This window comes from Aeoliella sp. (genome assembly GCF_965227375.1).
Classification (GTDB): domain Bacteria; phylum Planctomycetota; class Planctomycetia; order Pirellulales; family Lacipirellulaceae; genus Aeoliella.
The window spans coordinates 2367992-2385738 of sequence record NZ_CBDDFX010000001.1; the positions used below are offsets into that span (position 1 = coordinate 2367992).

14 protein-coding genes are annotated in these 17747 nt (G+C 61.5%); 8 read left to right on the plus strand and 6 right to left on the minus strand.

The genetic code is table 11. The annotated features are described in order from the left end of the window. Nucleotides 1–8 precede the first annotated feature (8 nt). Nucleotides 9–935, plus strand: coding sequence for an ATP-binding cassette domain-containing protein (locus tag ACQK2L_RS09720; RefSeq protein ID WP_425396758.1), 927 nt, complete (start codon nt 9–11; stop codon nt 933–935). A gap of 23 nt (nt 936–958) precedes the next feature. On the opposite strand, the gene ACQK2L_RS09725 is transcribed toward ACQK2L_RS09720, so the two are convergent. Continuing rightward, on the minus strand, nt 959–2341 hold the full coding sequence (locus ACQK2L_RS09725) for a phenylacetate--CoA ligase family protein (RefSeq protein ID WP_425396759.1): 1383 nt from the start codon (nt 2339–2341) through the stop codon (nt 959–961). A 280-nt stretch (nt 2342–2621) separates the two neighbouring features. Between ACQK2L_RS09725 and ACQK2L_RS09730 the strand changes: the two genes are divergently transcribed. After that, nucleotides 2622–3578 (plus strand): hypothetical protein, encoded by a 957-nt coding sequence (locus ACQK2L_RS09730; RefSeq protein ID WP_425396760.1) that lies wholly within the window; start codon nt 2622–2624, stop codon nt 3576–3578. A 31-nt stretch (nt 3579–3609) separates the two neighbouring features. Here ACQK2L_RS09730 and ACQK2L_RS09735 read toward each other — a convergent pair whose 3' ends face one another. Continuing rightward, on the minus strand, nt 3610–4032 hold the full coding sequence (locus tag ACQK2L_RS09735) for a flotillin-like FloA family protein (protein WP_425396761.1): 423 nt from the start codon (nt 4030–4032) through the stop codon (nt 3610–3612). 259 nt (nt 4033–4291) lie between these two features. Between ACQK2L_RS09735 and ACQK2L_RS09740 the strand changes: the two genes are divergently transcribed. The 5 genes from ACQK2L_RS09740 (at nt 4292) to ACQK2L_RS09760 (ending at nt 10710) form a co-directional block, all read left to right on the plus strand. Beyond that, a complete protein-coding gene (locus ACQK2L_RS09740; protein ID WP_425396762.1) occupies nt 4292–5764 on the plus strand; it encodes an ammonium transporter in 1473 nt (490 codons plus the stop codon). 147 nt (nt 5765–5911) lie between these two features. Then, nucleotides 5912–6250 carry a P-II family nitrogen regulator gene (locus ACQK2L_RS09745; RefSeq protein WP_425396763.1) on the plus strand — a complete coding sequence of 113 codons (339 nt, stop codon included), beginning with the start codon at nt 5912–5914 and terminating at the stop codon, nt 6248–6250. Nucleotides 6251–6374: 124 nt separating this feature from the next. Then, nucleotides 6375–9008: a [protein-PII] uridylyltransferase gene (gene glnD / locus ACQK2L_RS09750; RefSeq protein ID WP_425396764.1), complete on the plus strand. Its 2634-nt coding sequence runs from the start codon at nt 6375–6377 to the stop codon at nt 9006–9008. Nucleotides 9009–9063: 55 nt separating this feature from the next. Beyond that, on the plus strand, nt 9064–9459 hold the full coding sequence (locus ACQK2L_RS09755) for a hypothetical protein (RefSeq protein WP_425396765.1): 396 nt from the start codon (nt 9064–9066) through the stop codon (nt 9457–9459). A 174-nt stretch (nt 9460–9633) separates the two neighbouring features. Continuing rightward, nucleotides 9634–10710, plus strand: a complete 1077-nt coding sequence (locus tag ACQK2L_RS09760; RefSeq protein ID WP_425396766.1) for an endonuclease/exonuclease/phosphatase family protein — start codon at nt 9634–9636, stop codon at nt 10708–10710. 430 nt (nt 10711–11140) lie between these two features. Here the strand turns inward: ACQK2L_RS09760 and glnE are convergent, their stop codons facing one another. Next, entirely contained in the window at nt 11141–14311 is a 3171-nt protein-coding gene (gene glnE, locus ACQK2L_RS09765) for a bifunctional [glutamate--ammonia ligase]-adenylyl-L-tyrosine phosphorylase/[glutamate--ammonia-ligase] adenylyltransferase (protein WP_425396767.1), read from the minus strand. A 233-nt stretch (nt 14312–14544) separates the two neighbouring features. Next, a complete protein-coding gene (locus ACQK2L_RS09770) occupies nt 14545–15108 on the minus strand; it encodes a cob(I)yrinic acid a,c-diamide adenosyltransferase (protein ID WP_425396768.1) in 564 nt (187 codons plus the stop codon). Nucleotides 15109–15547: 439 nt separating this feature from the next. Between ACQK2L_RS09770 and ACQK2L_RS09775 the strand changes: the two genes are divergently transcribed. Beyond that, nucleotides 15548–16246: a hypothetical protein gene (locus ACQK2L_RS09775; protein WP_425396769.1), complete on the plus strand. Its 699-nt coding sequence runs from the start codon at nt 15548–15550 to the stop codon at nt 16244–16246. Nucleotides 16247–16341: 95 nt separating this feature from the next. Here ACQK2L_RS09775 and ACQK2L_RS09780 read toward each other — a convergent pair whose 3' ends face one another. Both ACQK2L_RS09780 and ACQK2L_RS09785 read right to left on the minus strand, forming a co-directional pair. After that, nucleotides 16342–16893, minus strand: a complete 552-nt coding sequence (locus ACQK2L_RS09780; RefSeq protein WP_425396770.1) for a dihydrofolate reductase — start codon at nt 16891–16893, stop codon at nt 16342–16344. Between the two features lie 11 nt (nt 16894–16904). After that, entirely contained in the window at nt 16905–17699 is a 795-nt protein-coding gene (locus ACQK2L_RS09785) for a thymidylate synthase (protein ID WP_425396771.1), read from the minus strand. Between the last annotated feature and the right edge of the window lie 48 nt (nt 17700–17747).

The following is a 17747-nucleotide window of genomic DNA, read 5'->3' on the forward strand; positions in this document are numbered from 1 at the left end:
TCTCCCGCATGATCACCATACGCAACTTCGGCAAGACCTACGGCGACTTTGTGGCCGTGGAGAATTTGGATCTCGACATCGACGCTGGCGAGATGTTTGGGTTCATCGGCCCTAACGGCGCCGGCAAGAGCACCACGATTCGTTTTCTGGCCACGCTCTTGCGCGCCACGCATGGCGAGGCGACCGTCAATGGGTTTAGCGTAACCAAGGAGCCGCTCAAGGTGCGGCAGAGCGTGGGGTACATGCCCGACACGTTCGGCGTGTACGACGGCATGAAGGTGTGGGAGTTCTTGGACTTCTTCGCGGTCGCGTACCAAATTCCTAAGAGCCGTCGCAAAGGCGTGATCGGCGACGTGCTCGAGCTGTTGGACCTGACTCACAAACGCGACGACTACGTGAATGGCCTGTCGCGCGGCATGAAGCAGCGGCTGTGCTTGGCCAAGACGCTCGTGCACGATCCGCCAGTGCTAATCCTCGACGAGCCCGCCAGCGGACTTGACCCCCGCGCCCGACTGGAAGTTAAAGCGCTGCTCAAGGAATTGCGGCGGATGGGCAAGACCATCCTAATCTCTAGCCACATCCTCACCGAACTGGCCGACTGCTGCACCTCGATTGGCATCATCGAGCGCGGGCAGCTGCTTCTGCACGGGCCGATCGACAAAGTCTACCGGCAGATTCAAAGCAACCGCCACATCGAAGTCCGCTTCAGCGGCGACCAGGAAGCTGGCGTCAGCCTCATTCGCAGCGATCCTCACGTCCGCAGCGTGCAGGTCAATAGCCGCAACTGCGTGGTCGAAATGGGCGGCGAGGATTCCGACGTCCAACGCCTCATGCGCCAACTCGCCGGCGCCGACGTCGGGCTGCTCTCCTTCGCCGACAAGGAACCGACTTTGGAGGACGTGTTCATGATGGTTACCAAGGGGTTGGTAACCTGAGTCAGCTTGGCGTTCTTCTTCAACTACTTCGCTAGCGGTACGAAGCGCTTGAGCTTGTTGGTCTGCGGATGGCGCGGTAGTTCGGCGACGCTTTCGATCGATACTTGGGCGTTCCCGAGTCCCGCATCGGCTAGCGCTTGCTGCAGCGCCGCGGTGGGGCGCGACGGTTCGAAATCACCGTGCGTGATAGCCAGCACCTTGGCGCCGCGTTCGGTTTGTTGCACCTGATACTCGCTGATGTGACGATCCTGCCCTAGCACACTACGGAACACCATGGGGTGGATCTTGATGTCGCCCGCGTAGACGAACCATGCATCGGAACGGCCTTTGATGTCCACGATGCGGCGATAGCCGGGCGCGTCGGGGTTGGGTCCGTTGTCGAGCACCAACGTGTCGGTCATCACGTACCGCACCAGCGGCATCACGGTTCCGCACAGCTTGGTCACCAGCACGTGGTCGGCTTGGGCAGGATCGGCAACCACTCGATGTTCGACGTCGACCGGTTCGACGATCACCATGTCTTCGGCCAGTGTGCTGCCAGCGAACGAATCGCCTTCGGTGGCGACCAGGCCAATTTCCACCGAGCCCCAACTGTTGTGAATGTTGATGCCCCAAGCCTCCAGTGCCATGTTCCGCGCTTCGGGCAGCAGCGGCTCGGAGTTGGTCAGAATCCGCTGCGGCTGGATCGCAAGCCGTCCGTCGAGCGCTTCGGCGCACAGCTCTTCGACAATCGACGCGTACCCCACCAGCCGATCAGGCTGGTAGTCGTTGAGTTGCTCGACCATCTGGCCGATCGGCGTTCCGGCCGATAGTACGAGGGTGTCGCGCTGCGGATCGAGCATCGTGGGAAACAACAACCGGCTGGCGTGCACGAACGAGCCCGCACAAATGACCGCGGTGCGTCGCGGTCCGTCGGGCGGATGGAGTTGGTCGTCGCGGACCTCCATGCGATAGGTCGCGTTGGCCGTGGCGATGAACGTTTCCCAGTCCCACAGGAACACGCCCCGCTGACCCGACGTGCCACCGGTAGCGGCCGCGTAGTACTTGCCCAGGTAGTAGTAGTTCTGGTGCTTGCCGGCGTGCAGCGCTTCGAGGTGCTCGACTACGTCGTCGAGGTGTAGCTCCGGGTCGGTGACGATCTGGTCCCAATGTGTCATCACATCCGCCTTGGTCATTGGCGGAATGGACGGCAAGTCGTCGAGTTCAAGCGCCCTGGCGTCCAAGTGCCCCAACCGCTCGGCATAATAGGGCGAGTGCTGCACCGCGTGGGATACCACCTCGCGAAGCCGCTTGGTCTGATGCGCGCGGACCTGCTCCCGTGTCCAATCGAGCCGCGCCACCGCTTCGGGCGTGAACCGCCGAACGTCTTCAACGTGCCGGCGGCGAAGTTCGGTGAAACTGTCCATAAGTTTGCTTTCGGTGGGACGAGTTGAGTGGAGAGTTGAGATTGTAAACCAACCCACCAGGTGGCCGAGGTAGAATTCGTGCGAAGAATAGCCACGAAGAGGAAGAAAAGGCATAAAGAGCAAGTGGTCGCAATCTTCCCCTTTGGTGTTTCTTCGTGCCTCTTCGTGGCTATTCAGTCCCTGCAGCACACGTTTACCGTTCAAGTTGACCAAACTTCTTCGGTGCCCTAGAATCCCTCGCGCGAAACTACCAACCGCCGACTGCTGAGAACTTCTCTTCATGAGTTCCTCGTCACCCGAAGACCGTGCGAAGCTGCCCGCTTGGATCACCTCGATGGTGGTGCATGCCAGTCTGGTGGTGCTCGTGTTGTTGTGGGCCACGCAGGTTCCCCAGGGCACGGCCGAGGAGACCGCGCGCGACGTTGGCATCGTGCTCAAGCGATCGACTTCCGACGGGGTGAAGTTCGAAGGCGAGGAGGACACACCGGCCGACAAGACGGCCGACGTCGACACGCCGAACCCCACGCCGGCCGAGCCGAGCGAGGCGTTGCCCACGCTGGCCGAGAATTCCAACTCGGCGGATGCGCTGCCTGCGACCTCAGCGGTTGGGCCCCGCGCCGAGATTGGTGGAGGTGCGTCGAGGATGGCCGACGCAGGTGGCACCCGCGGCGGGGCGCCGGGCGAGTTGGGTGAGGAGGCTAATGTCGAGTACTTTGGCGTGCAGGGCACCGGCACCAAGTTCGTGTACCTCGTCGATCGCTCGGCCAGCATGGACGGTGCTCCGCTGGCAGCCGCCAAGGCACAGATGGTCGAAAGCCTTCAATCGCTCGACGACGTGCATCAGTTTCAGATCATCTTCTTTAACGCCAGCGCGCAACCGTTTACCATCGATGGCCGACAACGAATTGCTTTCGCCACCGACCAGAACAAACGCATGGCCGAACGACAGCTGCGCGGCGTGACCGCTTACAGCAGCACCGATCGGCTCAACGCCCTCGTTGCGGCGTTGCGGTTGGGACCCGATGTGATCTTCTTTCTGACCGACGTCGACTCGCCCATGACGGAGGAGGAGCTACGGAAGATCGCCAGCGAGAACCGGCGATACAACGCGACGATTTGCACCATCGAGTTTGGCCGCGGGCCCGATCCGCAGCGGTACAACTTTCTGAAAGCCTTGGCCGATAGGACTGGCGGACAGTACGGCTACGTCAACGCCAGAGCTCTGCGGGCTGAGTAACGCCTGGGGCGCAGTGACCTGGTGGTTCGCCTCACCGACCTTCTTCCAGCAACCTGGCCAGCCGTTGGTTGCGATCGGCATCCACGAGATCGCTAAACGAGTAACCGAGCTCCTCTTGTTGCGACTTGATGTAGGCCAGCGTCACCCGCTCGAGGTCCGCACCAGTCAGGGCGGCGCGCTCCAAATCGTTCCAGCCGATGGGACAGCCCGCCTGGTTGCACATCACCCCACAACGAACGACCTCCGCCACGTTGGTGCGCCGCAGTCGCATTCCCACGATCTTCATCACCGGGAGCGAGCAACCCGCCATCATCGCCATTAGCCACGGGCGCATCAGGCTGAGCGCCGTCGCGGCCACCACCACCATCACCAGCAGCATGACGACCACCATCACGAGCACGGCGAGATTCCCGCCCTGAACGGCCACCAACGGCAAGGCATTCCATAGCGACATGCTTCGTCTCGGATTCGGGGTGAGCTGGACGAGTTCCGTTCAGTCTCCATTGTTGTCGATCGCCGCAAACGGGAAAACTGCAGGGCTTCCCACAGCGCGTCGGCACCGGCTTTACGTTCCCCCCGTAGGGCGAGTATGTTAGGGCACGTGGGAACTCGCGATAGAAATGGCAGGCGGCGCTACGCTGGCCGACGCGGGCTTTTCCACACTCCTTTTCAGATTTTTTGAAGTGTCAAACGCTATTCGGAGGAAACGGGCGATGAGCACTCTGGCTCGGCAGCGCTGCCAGTTGGTTGGGGGAAGCCAGTTGGTTTTGGCCCTACTTTGCACCCTGTTGGTAAGTTCTGCGGCCATCGGCCAGGAACCCGCCAACCCCGAACTGTCCGAAAGAATCGATGCGGCTCACGCCACGGCCGAAGAAGCCGCCTTGGCTGGCAACAACGCGTGGATGCTGACCAGTTGTGCGCTGGTGCTGTTCATGACCGCGCCGGGCCTGGCCATGTTCTACGGCGGCCTAGTGCGAAAGAAGAACGTACTGAGCGTAATGATGCAGTGCTTGTTCCTGATGGGCCTGATGACCGTGTTGTGGGCGCTCTACGGCTACTCGCTTTCGTTCGGTGGCGACGGGCTGTACGTCGGTAACGGCGAATACTTGTTCATGGACGGCGTGCAGCGCGAGTGGAACGAAGAGGCCGGCGAGCCTTACACGCCGATGTTCGATCCGGACATTCCCATTCCCACGATGACGCACATGCTGTTCCAAGGCATGTTCTTCATCATCACTCCGGCGCTGATTTGCGGTGCGTTCGCCGAGCGGATGAAGTTCAGCGCGATGGTCGTGTTCCTCGTGCTGTGGGGCACGGTGGTGTACTGTCCGCTGTGCCACTGGGTATGGGATGGCGGCATTCTGGCGTTCAATACCACCGAGAAGATTGAGGCAGGGGAGGGAACGTCCTGGGGCGGCGGCGCGCTCGACTTCGCCGGCGGTACGGTGGTGCATATCAGCTCGGGCATTTCGGCGCTCATCTGTGCGATCCTCCTCGGACGCCGAATCGGCTGGGGACAAGACGACATGCGGCCCCATAACCTGACCTACACAGCGCTGGGCGCAGCCATGCTGTGGGTCGGCTGGTTTGGTTTCAACGCAGGCAGTGAATTGTTAAGCGACGACTTGACGCAAAGCGCGTTCTGCGTGACACACTTCTCGGCCGCCGCTGGCGCGGTCGCTTGGGCCTTGTACGAGTGGATCACGCGCGGCAAGCCAAGCGTGTTGGGCACGGCCTCCGGTGCGGTAGCCGGCTTGGTATGCATCACTCCCGCGGCAGGCTTCGTGAACCCGATGCCCGCCCTGGCGATGGGCGCCATCGCCGGTGTGGTATGTGCGTACGCGTGTGGGTCGCTCAAGGCCAAGTTCGGCTACGACGATTCGCTCGACGCATTCGGCGTGCACGGCATCGGCGGCACCCTCGGCGCGGTGCTAACCGGCGTGTTCGCCACGCGAGCTTGCTGGGACATCGACAACGGGCTGCCCCTGGGGCTGATCGAAGGCGAGTCGCGCATTTTCGTCGGTCAGATCGTGGCCGTGATCGTCACGTGGGTGTACAGCATCGTCGTGACGTTTGTGCTGCTGAAGATTGTGGATATGGCGATCGGCCTTCGCGTGAACGAAGCCGACGAGCGGGCGGGCCTGGATGTCAGCCAACACGAAGAGGAAGGGTACATTTTGTTCTAGCGGTGTTGTGCCGGCACCCGATAGTCTCCCTGGCAAAAGCACTTCCGCCAGGTAGCTGTTGGGACCATCCGGCAGTTTCTGCTAGAATAGGAACCGAAGACGCCCCCGGTGGGGCGTGCATCCCCGTCTTGTAGGAGTAGCGGACACATGAAGAAAATCGAGGCGATTGTTCGCCACTATAAACTCGAGGATGTAAAGAACGCACTGGCCGAAATGGGCGTGGTCGGCATGACCATTACCGAGGTCCGCGGGTTTGGCCGCCAGAAAGGCCACACCGAGATGTACCGCGGCACCGAATACGCGGTCGATTTTGTACCCAAGGTCAAAATCGAGATCGTCGTCGACGACGACCGCTTGCAGGCGGCCGTCGATACGGTTGTCCGCTCGGCACAAACCGGACAAATCGGTGACGGAAAGATTTTTGTCTCCGAACTTCTCGATACCATCCGAATCCGGACGGGCGAAACCGGTAGCGAGGCCCTATAATGGGTTAAGCCGATCGGGGGGCGCCCGCGCCACCCCTGCGGTACCGCGTGTGGTGCTGCGCAGTGTTGCGTAGGTCGGCCCGACACGCCGCTACAAACCGTCGATTCCCTTTAAACGCTTCCCCATGAGTTCCTCCCTGCGCCTACGCTACGATGTCCTCGTCGCCCGCGAGCAGGTGCAAACCGGGCTGGAGGAAGTGAAGCGGCTGCACCAAAGCGGCATGGCGAGTGTCCAGGTGTGCGCACGCATTTCGTCGGTCATCGACCAGGTGCTGGTCAAGCTGTTCGAGTCCACGCTCGCGAAGGCCCCCGCCGATCAGACCGAGAAACTCCGCAGCCGCTTGGCCCTGGTGGCCATTGGCGGGTACGGTCGACGCCAGCAAGCGCCCTGCTCGGACGTCGATCTGATGATCTTGTACTCCGGAGCGCTGGACGAAAACGTCAAGAACTTCACCTCGCGGCTGACGCAGGATCTGTACGACGCCGGCTTGAAGCCGGGCCACAGCTTGCGGAACACCAGCGACGCAGTGCGCCTGGCCCGCACCGATACGGTGATTTGCACCTCGCTGATCGAGTCGCGGTTGATTATCGGCTCGGCCAAGCTGTTCGAAGACTTCCGCAAGGCGTTCTGCCAAATGGTAGAGCGACGCTCCACGGCGTTCTGCCGCGAGTTCATCGCCGCCCGCAAGCAGGAGCGGCACAAGTTCGGCGAGACGGTGTTCCTGTTGGAACCGAACATTAAGCGCTCGCCGGGCGGGTTGCGCGACATTCACTTGCTGCGTTGGCTGTGGTTCGCCAAGAGCGGCGAGTCGGATCCCAATCGCCTGTTGCAGAAGGGCGTGATCTCCAACTTCGACCATCGCCGGTTGATGTCGTCGCAAAGCTTCCTGCTGCAGGTCCGCAACGAGATGCACTTCGGCGGCGAGAACGGTAGTGACGTGCTGAACCGCGGCGAGCAGAAACGCATCGCCGAAGCACTGCACTTCCGCGCCCGTAGCGGCATGCTGCCGGTCGAGCAGTTCATGCGAGAGTACTTCCGGCACACCAGCCACGTGTCGTTCCTGGCCACGCGGATGAGCGACCTGGTTTGCCCGCCGCCGGTGGTGTCGCGGATGTTGCAGCCGGTGCTGAGCCAGAGCCTGTCGGCCGAGTTCCGCTTGAGTCCATGGGAGATCAGCGCCACGCAGCTCGGCACCACCAAACTGGGCAAGAACCTGGAAGATGCAGTGCGGCTGGTCGACCTCGCGCGGCTGTACGACAAGCGGATCTCGCAGGAAACCTGGTATCACGTCTACCGCTCCGCACCGAGCTACTCGATGGAGCTTTCCGACGCGAGCATCTCGCGTTTCCTGGACATGCTCGCCACGCCGCTGTTGCTGGGCGAAGCGTTGCGGCGGATGCACGAACTGGGCGTGCTGGAAAAGATCATCCCCGACTACACCCACGCCCGCTGCTTGCTGCAGTTCAACCGTTACCACAAATACACGGTTGACGAACATTGCATCCGTTCGGTGGTCGAAGCCACGCGACTGGGCGACCGCGACGACGTGGTGGGCGACACCTATCGGAAACTTGGCCGCAAGTGGCTGTTGCACCTGGCGCTGTTGATCCACGACCTGGGCAAAGGACGCGATGGCGACCACAGCGTGCTGGGCGCCGAGATTGCACGCCAGGTTGGCGCGCGGCTTGGCCTGGATCAGGCCGACATCGACTTGCTCGCCAGCCTGATCCAGAAGCACCTCTGGATGCCGCACGCGGCGCTGCGACACGATACGACCGACCCGGCTTACGTTCGTCAGTTTGCGGAGAAGTTCGACAGCGTCGAAGAACTGCAGATGCTGTACGTGCTGAGCTGCGCCGACATTGCGGCCGTTGGCCCCGGCGTGCTGAACGACTGGAAGGCCGGCGTGCTGAGCGACTTGTTCAAACGCACCAAGGCCCTGCTGTCGCCCGTGCCCGACAACGAGCAGCTACCGCGTCGCGTGGCCGCCAAGCAGAGAGTGTGGAAGTTGCTCACCGACGAGGAACGCAACGACTTGTGGTTCGAGCAGTACTTTCGCGCCCTGCCCGAGACGTTCGTCACCAAGGTGAACGCCAGCGAAGTGGTCGAGACCCTCCGCAGTCTGCAGCACCTGAAAGACGGCGCGGGCACGGCCAGCGGGCGGTACTACGAGAAGTCGAAGACCGTGGAGTTCTCCGCCGGCGTGAGCCGGGGCGTGGGACGTGGTATCTTCTCTGCGATGGCCGGCGTGCTCAGCTCCCGCGGCATGCGAATCCTGGCCGCCGAAACTGCCGTTCTCAACGGCGACATCCTGCTGCTGCGGTACTGTGCGATCGACACCGAGTCGCAGGGCACGCCCGCACAAGAACGGCTCGATCAGATCTCCCGGGAGATGGTCGCCTCGATCGACTCGGACCAGCCACCGAAGTTCCGCCGCATCTGGGGCAAGGAACCGGACGCCGACACCGCCAAGCTGTCGGACATGGCGATGGAGGTGCGACTCAATACGGAGATCTCGGCCGACAACCTGATCATCGAGGTGTTCGCCTTCGACCGCATCGGCCTGTTATACGAGCTGGCCCGCACGATCCACGAACTGGGTCTCAACATCCGCTTTGCTAAGATCAGCACACACCTCGACCAAGTGGTCGACGTGTTCTATGTCTGCGAGCGCGACGGCTCCAAACCCGACGGCCACGAACGCCTGCACGGCATCTACGAGCGAATGATGGAAGTCACCTCCAAGGCGGCCGCTTAGCTGCTACCCCGCGCTGGGAGACACGCAACTTCGTGGGTGGGGGCAAAACTGCACGATGGCAACCTCATGGCAACGTCGCTTGCAGACCGGTCCGTGGCTGAAACGCACGGGCATTCGGACGTGGTTCTATCTGCTCGTCTTTGAGAATGCGGTCTGGATTCTCTACGCGATGTCGACGCGGACCCACAGCGACAATAGCATCTTGTTTCTCTGTGCTTTCTGGGCCGTGTTGCCTCTGCAACTGCTGTTGGAGTTTCGCTCGCTCGTGTGGTTGACGCTGGCGATCACCCTGCTGAACTGGCCGATCCAATCGCGGCTGTTTCCGCTGTTCTTTTCAAGCCCCGACGCCCTATGGACCGCGCGGTCCGTGCTGGTGGCTATCCAGATTGGTGTTGTGGTCAGTCTGCTGGGAGAACTTTTTCGAGTGTCGGACAAGCTGGATGGCCGATGAGTAGGATCACGCGGGGGAGGGCAAACCAGGCATCCTGCGTCCTTCGCAATTCGGCCAATCCCCGATGCTAGCACCACGGAAACTCGCCTAGCCCCAATTGTGCTAGTCGCCTAAGCTACGTTCGCGATCGTTCTCGACACGGAAGTCCCGGTAGCCCATGGAGGGGTGACTGCGGTGCAGCGGCTTTTTTCTACAGCATTGATGGTGGCCATCCTCGGCGGTGGCGGCTGGATGTTCTTCAAGGGGCTGCACCTCGAAGACGTTAAGCAAATCCTCGTCACCGGTTCCTCCAACTCTGGCGGCGGCGGCCCCGCGATCGGCGCCTCGCCTGTGTCGAACATTCCTTCCTGGAATCCTCCACCTGGGGCGACGATCAAGATCGCCTCGTTCAACATCCAAGTCTTCGGCGACGCCAAGGCGGGGAAGCCGTACGTGATCGACACGATTTGTCAGATCATCAGCAACTTCGACGTTGTCGCAATTCAGGAGATTCGCACGCAGGACGATCTGTTTGTCCAGAAGTTCGTGCACCGACTCAATCAACTCTCGGGACGCCAGTACGACTTTCGTGTCGGGGAACGACTGGGCAACACGCGGAGTACCGAGCAGTACGCATTTGTCTTCGACACGCAGAGAATCGAGGTTCACCCGCAGCTGGTGCGGACCATCAGCGACCCCGATAACCTGATGCACCGCGAACCGTTCTACGCGTTCTTCGCCACCCGGGGCATTCCGAACCTCAACGAGCGTTTCACCTTCATGCTGGTCAACGTGCACACCGACCCCGATGTCGCCAAGGAGGAGATGGACGCCCTGGCGCAGGTCTACTCGGTGCTGCGCCGATATCCGATTGGTCAGGATCGCCGCACTGAAGACGACATCATCCTGCTGGGCGACTTCAACACCAAAGTGCCCAACGCACCGAGCGGTTCCGTCGGCCGTTCGAGTCGGCCGCTCACACTCAACGATCTGGCCGGACTGGGGCGGATCACCGACATCTATCCTGTGATTCAGAATCAACCGACCAACGTCGTGAAGTCGATGCTGCACGACAACATCCTGTTTCACCGCCCCAGCACGGCTGAGTTCACCGGCCGGGGCGGAGTGTACGACATTCAGTCGATTCACGGTCTCTCGCTCGATCAGGTGAAGCAGGTCTCCGATCACCTGCCCGTGTGGGCAGAGTTCAGCGTTACCGAAGCAGACCTCTCGAACCGCGTCGCCAGCGGCGCCGCGGGTGCTTCGCGGTAGCGTGAGCTATCGAGTTTCGACAGTGGGTGCACCGACTTAAGCCCGGCGTTTACGCCGGGTTGGGACAACAAGAGGCATTTCGGCGGTCGAGTCGTGAAATCCTCCACGAGTCGGAGCGCAACCGAGACCGCAATGCAGCCGGGGCTCAAGTTCTCTGTTCCGTGTTTCATCGGTGCAAATCCGTGGCTAATTCTCCCGCGGCCATTTGAGTTAGCCGCTCTTCACAGCCTTCGAAGTTTCACTCCATGGCGGACCGCGGGCTGGTTGCGGTCTCGGCCACACTCCGACTAGTTGAAAGCAGTCACTCGACCGCGGGTAGATTGCGCTTCAATCACCCGCCGTAAACGACGGGGCTAACAATTGCGCTGGGTGCATTAGGTGGTCCAGAGATTGGGACCAACTGGTTCAATTGAAAAACACCACCAGCCCCTCACCGCTCGGCGTCAAAGATCTTGTCGAACCGTTCTCGGGTCGCGTCGAATAGTTCGAGCGCTTTTCTCTCCAGCGCCGGCGCATCGCTGTAGCCCATCAGGTAGGCCAGCTTCGCCAATTCGTGGTGGTCGGTGGGCAGTTCGTGGCGGCCGGTGGTGTCCATCAGGCGGATGGCCGACTCGACGGTTCGCTGGAAGCGATAGCTCTGGCGGAAGAACTCGGCATCGTCCTCCGACAAGTAGCCTCCCGTCTTGAGCGCTTCGAGCGCGCCCAACGTGCCGGGCACGCGGACCGAGGGATCGGCGCCGCCGTGCTTGAGTTGCAGCATCTGCACCAAGAACTCCGTATCCACGGTGCCACCGCGGCCACGCTTCAGGTTGCGACCGGTGGCGGTTTCTTCCAGGCGGTGCCGCATCGAGCGAATCTCGGCCGCATTGGCTGGCGACCAGGCGGGCGAAAACGCGGCCGTGTTCACCGCTTGCATGGCGTACCCCGCCGCGGTGGGTGAGCCGTAGATCACCCGGGCCTTGCACAACGCCTGGCGTTCCCACAGGTCGGCGGTGCCGGAAGCGAAGTAGTGGGCGAACGCGTCGATCGGCACGGCCAGCGAGCCGCTCTTGCCGGTCGGTCGCAAGCGGGCATCGACTTCGTACAGTCGTCCGTACGGGCCAATGCGGCTGGCGCGGGTGATGATTCGTTGACCCAGTTCGCTGAAGTAATGGTTGTTGCTGGTCGTGGTGGCGCTGGTGACTTTGCTGCCGGTGTAGTCGGTGTGGAACGTGCGCCCCTCGGTTTCGTACAGGAACACCACGTCCAGGTCGCTGTGATAGTTGGGCTCGCTTCCGCCAAGTTTGCCCAGCGCCAGGATCACCAACTCGCAGGCCTCGCCCTCGCGACCGGCAAATCGCTCGCGCACCTCGTCGCTCGCCTGCTCGTTGTGTTCGAACGAGGGAATCGTGGGCGTGCCGAACTTGCTGTCGAGCTTCTTTTGTTCGCTCTTGGCGATCTGCGTCAGGCAAACTTCGGCCACGTCGGCCAGCGCGGCGTGCGTGCGTTCGACGTCGTCGCGGTGAATGATGTCGCGAACGCCGATTCGTAAATGCTGGGCGTTCTTAAAGCTGTGCAGGATCGGATCGATGTCTTCGGCGCCGCGCGTCAATTCGGCCAGTGTCGCGACGAGCATCTCGTGCGACGGCAGCCCTTCTACCAGCAGGCTGTCCATCAACTCGTCGATCATGCCAGGGTTCGACGTGAGGATGCTCGACAGGTAAGGGCAGACCGCGCACAGCGTGACGTACAGTTCGAGCGAAGGCCGGTTGGTGCGGAACAGCTCCCACAACGCCGCTTTGCCGCCCAGCGAATCGCTCACTCGGCTCAGATTCACCAGCGTGGTGTCGGGCTCGGGCGTGGCCGCGATGGCTTCGAGCAACCGCGGCGCGATCGATGCCAGGAAGTGACGGCATCGCCGCGTGGAGAGGAATCGAATTTTCTCGTTCGCCAGCGCCATCAAGTTGTGGTAAGCCCCCTGCACGTCCTCGAACGGGTACTTGCCGAGCACCTCGCCTATCTCTTCGGGCGTGGGCGCGGGGTTGTTCACCAGGTCGACTTCGGGCTCCAGCTGGGCATCGTCGCCGAAGGCATTGTGCAGCAGGTGATTGAGAATCTTGCGGTTCAGCTCGGTTCGCTCGCGGTGATCCTCCTCAAACGCCGCGGTGGCCGACCGCTCGAGCGACGGATAATACCCCATGCGCACGGCCAGCTTGCGAAGTTCCTCTGGATTCTCAGGCAGCGTGTGCGTCTGCAAGTCGTACAGGATCTGCAAACGATGCTCGAGCTTCCGCAGTTCGCAGTAGTTCTCTTCCAGAATGGTCCGCTCTTGGATCCGCAGGCAGCCGGCCTTTTCCAGTTGATCGATCGCCTCGAGCGTGTTGCCTGTACGGACCTCAGGCAGCAAGCCGCCGTTCAGCAGTTGCAGGAACTGAATGACGAACTCGATATCGCGGATGCCGCCCACGCCGGTCTTCACGTCGAGTTGATGCGTGCCGTGCGCGGTGGTGCGTTGTTCGATTTGTCGTTTGAGCGTCTTGATGCCGGTGATGTCGGCCAGGCTTAAGTAACGCGTGTAGATCCACGGTTCGAGTTCGGCGAGCAGCGCTTTGCCGAGGTCTATGTCGCCAGCGATCGGGCGGGCTTTGATCATCGCCTGCCGTTCCCAGGTGCGCCCCTTGTTGTCGTAGTAGGCCAGCGCCCTTTCGTAGGAAATCGCGGCCGAGCCGCGCGACCCTTCGGGCCGCAGCCGCAGATCCACTCGATAGGTGGTGCCCAGTTCGGTGGGCTCGGTGAGCAGCTTGACCATGTCGCGGGTCAAACGCTCGAAGAACTCCTGGTTGCTGGTCTGGCGGTTGCCATTGGTCTTGCCATCGCCTTCGCTGACGAGGATTAGGTCGATGTCGCTGGAGTAGTTGAGTTCCAACCCGCCCAGCTTTCCCATGGCCAGCACAACGAACTTCCCCGCGCGACCTTGATACATGGGCACGCCCATCTTTTCTTCCAAGGCTCGCCGGGCGAATCGCAAGGCGGCTTCCACGGCTGCGTCGGCGACGAACGAGATCTGCCGCGCCACGGTGGCGATCGGTTGCTCGCGAACGATGTCGCCGTAGGCGATGCGAAGGGTCTCGCGGCGTTTGAAGTTCCGCAGGATCCGCATCGCCTCGCTGGGGTGTGTGACCGTGAGGATCTCGCCCACCAGTTCCTCGACCAACAGATCGCGGGCCACTGGTTGGCCTTCGGTCATGCGAAGCAGATCGTAGGCCTCGTTGTCGACCACCAGCAAATCGCTCAGGTACTGGCTGGTCGACAGCAGCGCCAACAGTCGCGGCAGCGCCTGGCGATCGCGCTCGAACAACGCGCAAGTGGCGAGCGGGTTGCGCGACGCGACGATGAACCGCTCGAGGTTGTTCCACGCCATGTCGGCGTCGGCCAAGCGCGGAGCCGCTTCGGCGAATTGATCGCAGATGTCGGCCAGCAGGTCGAGCGTTACACCTGCCTCGGCCATACGGCGCAGATTGCCGTGACCCGTGTTGGTTTCACGGAGACGGAGGGACTCGTCCAGCCACGACTTGGCAGCAGCCGGCTCGTCCAGGTATTGCCGCAGAACGTCGATCTTCATTCCAGGTAGTCACCAGAAAGATGCGACCGCCTGGGTCTTCTTCCCGTCAAGCCCTCTATTGTACCTTGCCTTGGTGTAAAAGTCACCTGCCGCCGCCCCGAATCGCCACGACGATTCCGCGCAGCGAGTCTCCGCAATCCGCGCCGATCAAGGCCCAACTCGTGCGCGAATGCAGCCAAGAAACTCAAGATATCCGACTTCGCCCCCTTCGTGCAAAAGGCCCCCTGGCTTCGCTAGTTGTCGGCTTTTCTCCAGGCGACGTCCGCCACGCCAGCCAGATGGTTGCCCGCCCGGGCCAGCACGAACAGCAGGTCGCTGAGCCGGTTGAGGTAGATGCCAACCTCCGGCCGCACGGTTTCCTCCCTCGCCAGGGTTACCAGCGCCCGTTCCCCCCGGCGGCAGACGCCTCGGGCCACGTGCAGTCGGGCGGCCAGTTCGGTGCCGGCGGGCAGGATGAACTGCTTGAGCGGCGGCAGTTTGCCATCCCAATGGTCGATTGCCGACTCTAAAATCGAAACTGCTGCAGAATTCAACAGCTGTGCGCCTTTTTGCGCCGCGTCGGGCGTCGCCAGCTCCGAGCCCAGGTCGAACAGATGGTTCTGCACTTGGCTCAGCAACTCATCGATTTCGGCATACGCTTCCGGCAGCCGCGCAAGCTCGCTCCGCACCATGCCTAGCGTCGCATTGAGCTCGTCAACCGTTCCAAATGTATCGATACGCAGGTGGTCCTTGGCGACACGCCCACCACCATACAGTGAGGTCTCACCCTGGTCGCCGGTCTTGGTGTAGATCTTCATGGAGTGATTGAAGTGTCGTTTGGAGTCGGGGCCTTGCTGGCCATCTTTCGCTCATCATACCCCACCGAGGCACCAGGCCCAATAAGCGTCGGCATGGCGCCACATCTGTTCAATTCTGCAAAATACGCAGGATATCGCTCACGTGTCGCCGCTCACTGTGGTTGTCCGAGCGACCCAATGCTGGTTGCCGGTCGTAATGAATATGCCGCCGGTAAGTTTGGGCGAAATCCAGACCGCATCCGACGGATTCCTCGTCGCCGTACTGGGGTAACCTAGATTTGAGCGGTGGCCATTCGTTTGGCCAACGCACTGCCCCCGGTATAGCGGCGCGGCAGCTACCCGGAACAACTCCCCCATCCCTCCCCGCCAGTCCTGCTAGCCATTCGTGGTTCGGCATGACATAGAAAAACCACACCCATTTGTTTGCGAGTAATTTGAGATGGGATTTTTGAAGAACTTTTTCGACGACGTGTTCGCCGACGAACGCCCGACCGCGATGGCCGCTCCGCCGACCAGCAGCTTCGAGCAGCTGACCGAAGGTCAACTGGAAGCGCACCTGCAGGTGGCCCAGTACGGCGACTTCACGCTGACCGACGCGGTGCGCCCTTCGTACAACCTCGAAGTGGTTCCCTCGGCCGGCTATCGGCATGATGTGTACCGCGACGAAGAGAACCGCGCCGACGTGCCCGTGCTGATGGCGGCTGCCTCGAAGGAGCGCTTGCTCGACATCTTCATGGAGCTGATCGAGCAACTCGGCGAGAGCGTCGACGTGGTGCTCGAGACTAGCCACGGTCACCGCGCCGGTCACCACACCGACCTGTACCGCGAGCAGATCGACATGCCGATCTTGCAGAGCATCCTGTGGGATTTCGAGGACCTCTTGACCAACGACGGTTGCACCGGCGTGGCGGTGCTCAATCCTTCGGTGCCGCAAGAGGTGCAACTCGACGAGCACAAGCTGCTGATCGCCTACGGAGCGAACCTGCAATCGTACGAGCAGATCCTCGACGAGCACAAGCTTCCCTGCCGCGAGCAGATGCGATTCATCACCGAAGCCGAGCACGTTCACTCCAGCAACGAACGATTCGTCGACCAGTTCGAAGAATTGAAGATGCGTCTGGGGATGGATGGGGAGTAGTCCTCACTCACTGGGTTGCTCGTAAAGCACGGGGTTACCGACGAGACGTAGCTCGTCGGCTATTGCGCAATGTGAAGTTGCTGAGATTGCGCGTGTTACTCCATTCGCTCCAGCACTTCCCACGTGCAAGCAAACTCGTTCTTCTCGTCGGCCGCATACTCGGTTTGTTCGACAACTCGCCATTCGTGCGCGTCAAGTTCCGCAAACCGCGTGTCGCCCTCGGGGGTTGCGTGGACGACCGTGCGGTAGATCCGCCCGGCGTGTGGTAGCGCGAGTCGATAGATCTCCGCGCCGCCGACGACGAAGAGCTGGTCCTGCTGCATCTCGGTTTGCACGAGCTGCTGAGTGGCCTCCTCCAGCGAATGAGCCACTCGTACTTCACCGTGTTGCGGGTCGTAGTCGCGCTGCTTGGTCAGCACAATCGTCACTCGCCCTGGCAGGGGGCGGCCGATCGAATCGTAAGTCTTGCGGCCCATCACCATCGCATGGCCCATGGTCAGCTGCTTGAATCGTTTCAAGTCGCCCGACATCCGCCACGGCAAGTCGCCCGCGTTGCCGATCACCCCGTTCTCGGCGACCGCGACAACGAGCGACAGCACGGGCAACTGCGGACTATTGGGCGAGTTGGATTTTTGGTTGTCAGTCAAGTAGCACCGCCTCACACCGCCACTGGCGCCGAAATGTGCGGATGAGGATCGTAGTCCGAGAGCTTAAAGTGCTCGTAGCGGAAATCGAATAGCGAATCGACCGCTGGATCGAGGGTCATGGTCGGCAGCGGCCGCGGCTCGCGAGCGAGTTGCGTCTTGGCTTGCTCCAGGTGGTTGTCGTACAAGTGAGCGTCGCCCAGCGTGTGCACGAACTCGCCCGACTCGAGGCCGGTCACTTGCGCGACCATCATCAACAACAGCGCGTACGAAGCAATGTTGAACGGAACGCCCAGAAACACGTCGGCGCTTCGCTGGTACAACTGGCACGACAATCGCCCGTCGGCCACGTAGAACTGGAACAACAAGTGACACGGCGGGAGCGCCATCTGCCCGATGTCGGCCGGGTTCCACGCGGTGACGATCAGCCGCCGCGAATCCGGGTTGGTCTTGATCTGCTCGACCACGTCGGTCAACTGATCGATCACTCGCCCATCGGCCGCCTGCCAACTGCGCCACTGCTTGCCGTACACGGGGCCTAGCTCACCCGACTCGTCGGCCCACTCGTTCCAGATCGACACACCGTTTTCGTTCAAGTACGCAATGTTCGTATCGCCCGCGACGAACCACAGCAGCTCATGAATAATCGACCGCGTGTGCAGCTTCTTGGTCGTGACCAACGGAAACCCCTCGGCCAGATCAAACCGCATCTGATGCCCAAACACGCTCCGCGTCCCCGTGCCAGTGCGATCCGACTTTTCGGTGCCGGTGGTGAGAACGCGATCGAGAAGATTCAAGTACTGATGCATTTGGAATAATGACGAATGACGAAGTACCCAAATACCCAATTGACGGGC

Excerpts from the sequence above, each read along its gene's own strand:
- ACQK2L_RS09720 (WP_425396758.1), top strand. The coding sequence starts at position 9 with ATGATCACCATACGCAACTTCGGCAAGACCTACGGCGACTTTGTGGCC.
- ACQK2L_RS09725 (WP_425396759.1), bottom strand. The coding sequence starts at position 2,341 with ATGGACAGTTTCACCGAACTTCGCCGCCGGCACGTTGAAGACGTTCGG.
- ACQK2L_RS09730 (WP_425396760.1), top strand. The coding sequence starts at position 2,622 with ATGAGTTCCTCGTCACCCGAAGACCGTGCGAAGCTGCCCGCTTGGATC.
- ACQK2L_RS09735 (WP_425396761.1), bottom strand. The coding sequence starts at position 4,032 with ATGTCGCTATGGAATGCCTTGCCGTTGGTGGCCGTTCAGGGCGGGAAT.
- ACQK2L_RS09740 (WP_425396762.1), top strand. The coding sequence starts at position 4,292 with ATGAGCACTCTGGCTCGGCAGCGCTGCCAGTTGGTTGGGGGAAGCCAG.
- ACQK2L_RS09745 (WP_425396763.1), top strand. The coding sequence starts at position 5,912 with ATGAAGAAAATCGAGGCGATTGTTCGCCACTATAAACTCGAGGATGTA.
- glnD (WP_425396764.1), top strand. The coding sequence starts at position 6,375 with ATGAGTTCCTCCCTGCGCCTACGCTACGATGTCCTCGTCGCCCGCGAG.
- ACQK2L_RS09755 (WP_425396765.1), top strand. The coding sequence starts at position 9,064 with ATGGCAACCTCATGGCAACGTCGCTTGCAGACCGGTCCGTGGCTGAAA.
- glnE (WP_425396767.1), bottom strand. The coding sequence starts at position 14,311 with ATGAAGATCGACGTTCTGCGGCAATACCTGGACGAGCCGGCTGCTGCC.
- ACQK2L_RS09770 (WP_425396768.1), bottom strand. The coding sequence starts at position 15,108 with ATGAAGATCTACACCAAGACCGGCGACCAGGGTGAGACCTCACTGTAT.
- ACQK2L_RS09775 (WP_425396769.1), top strand. The coding sequence starts at position 15,548 with ATGGGATTTTTGAAGAACTTTTTCGACGACGTGTTCGCCGACGAACGC.
- ACQK2L_RS09785 (WP_425396771.1), bottom strand. The coding sequence starts at position 17,699 with ATGCATCAGTACTTGAATCTTCTCGATCGCGTTCTCACCACCGGCACC.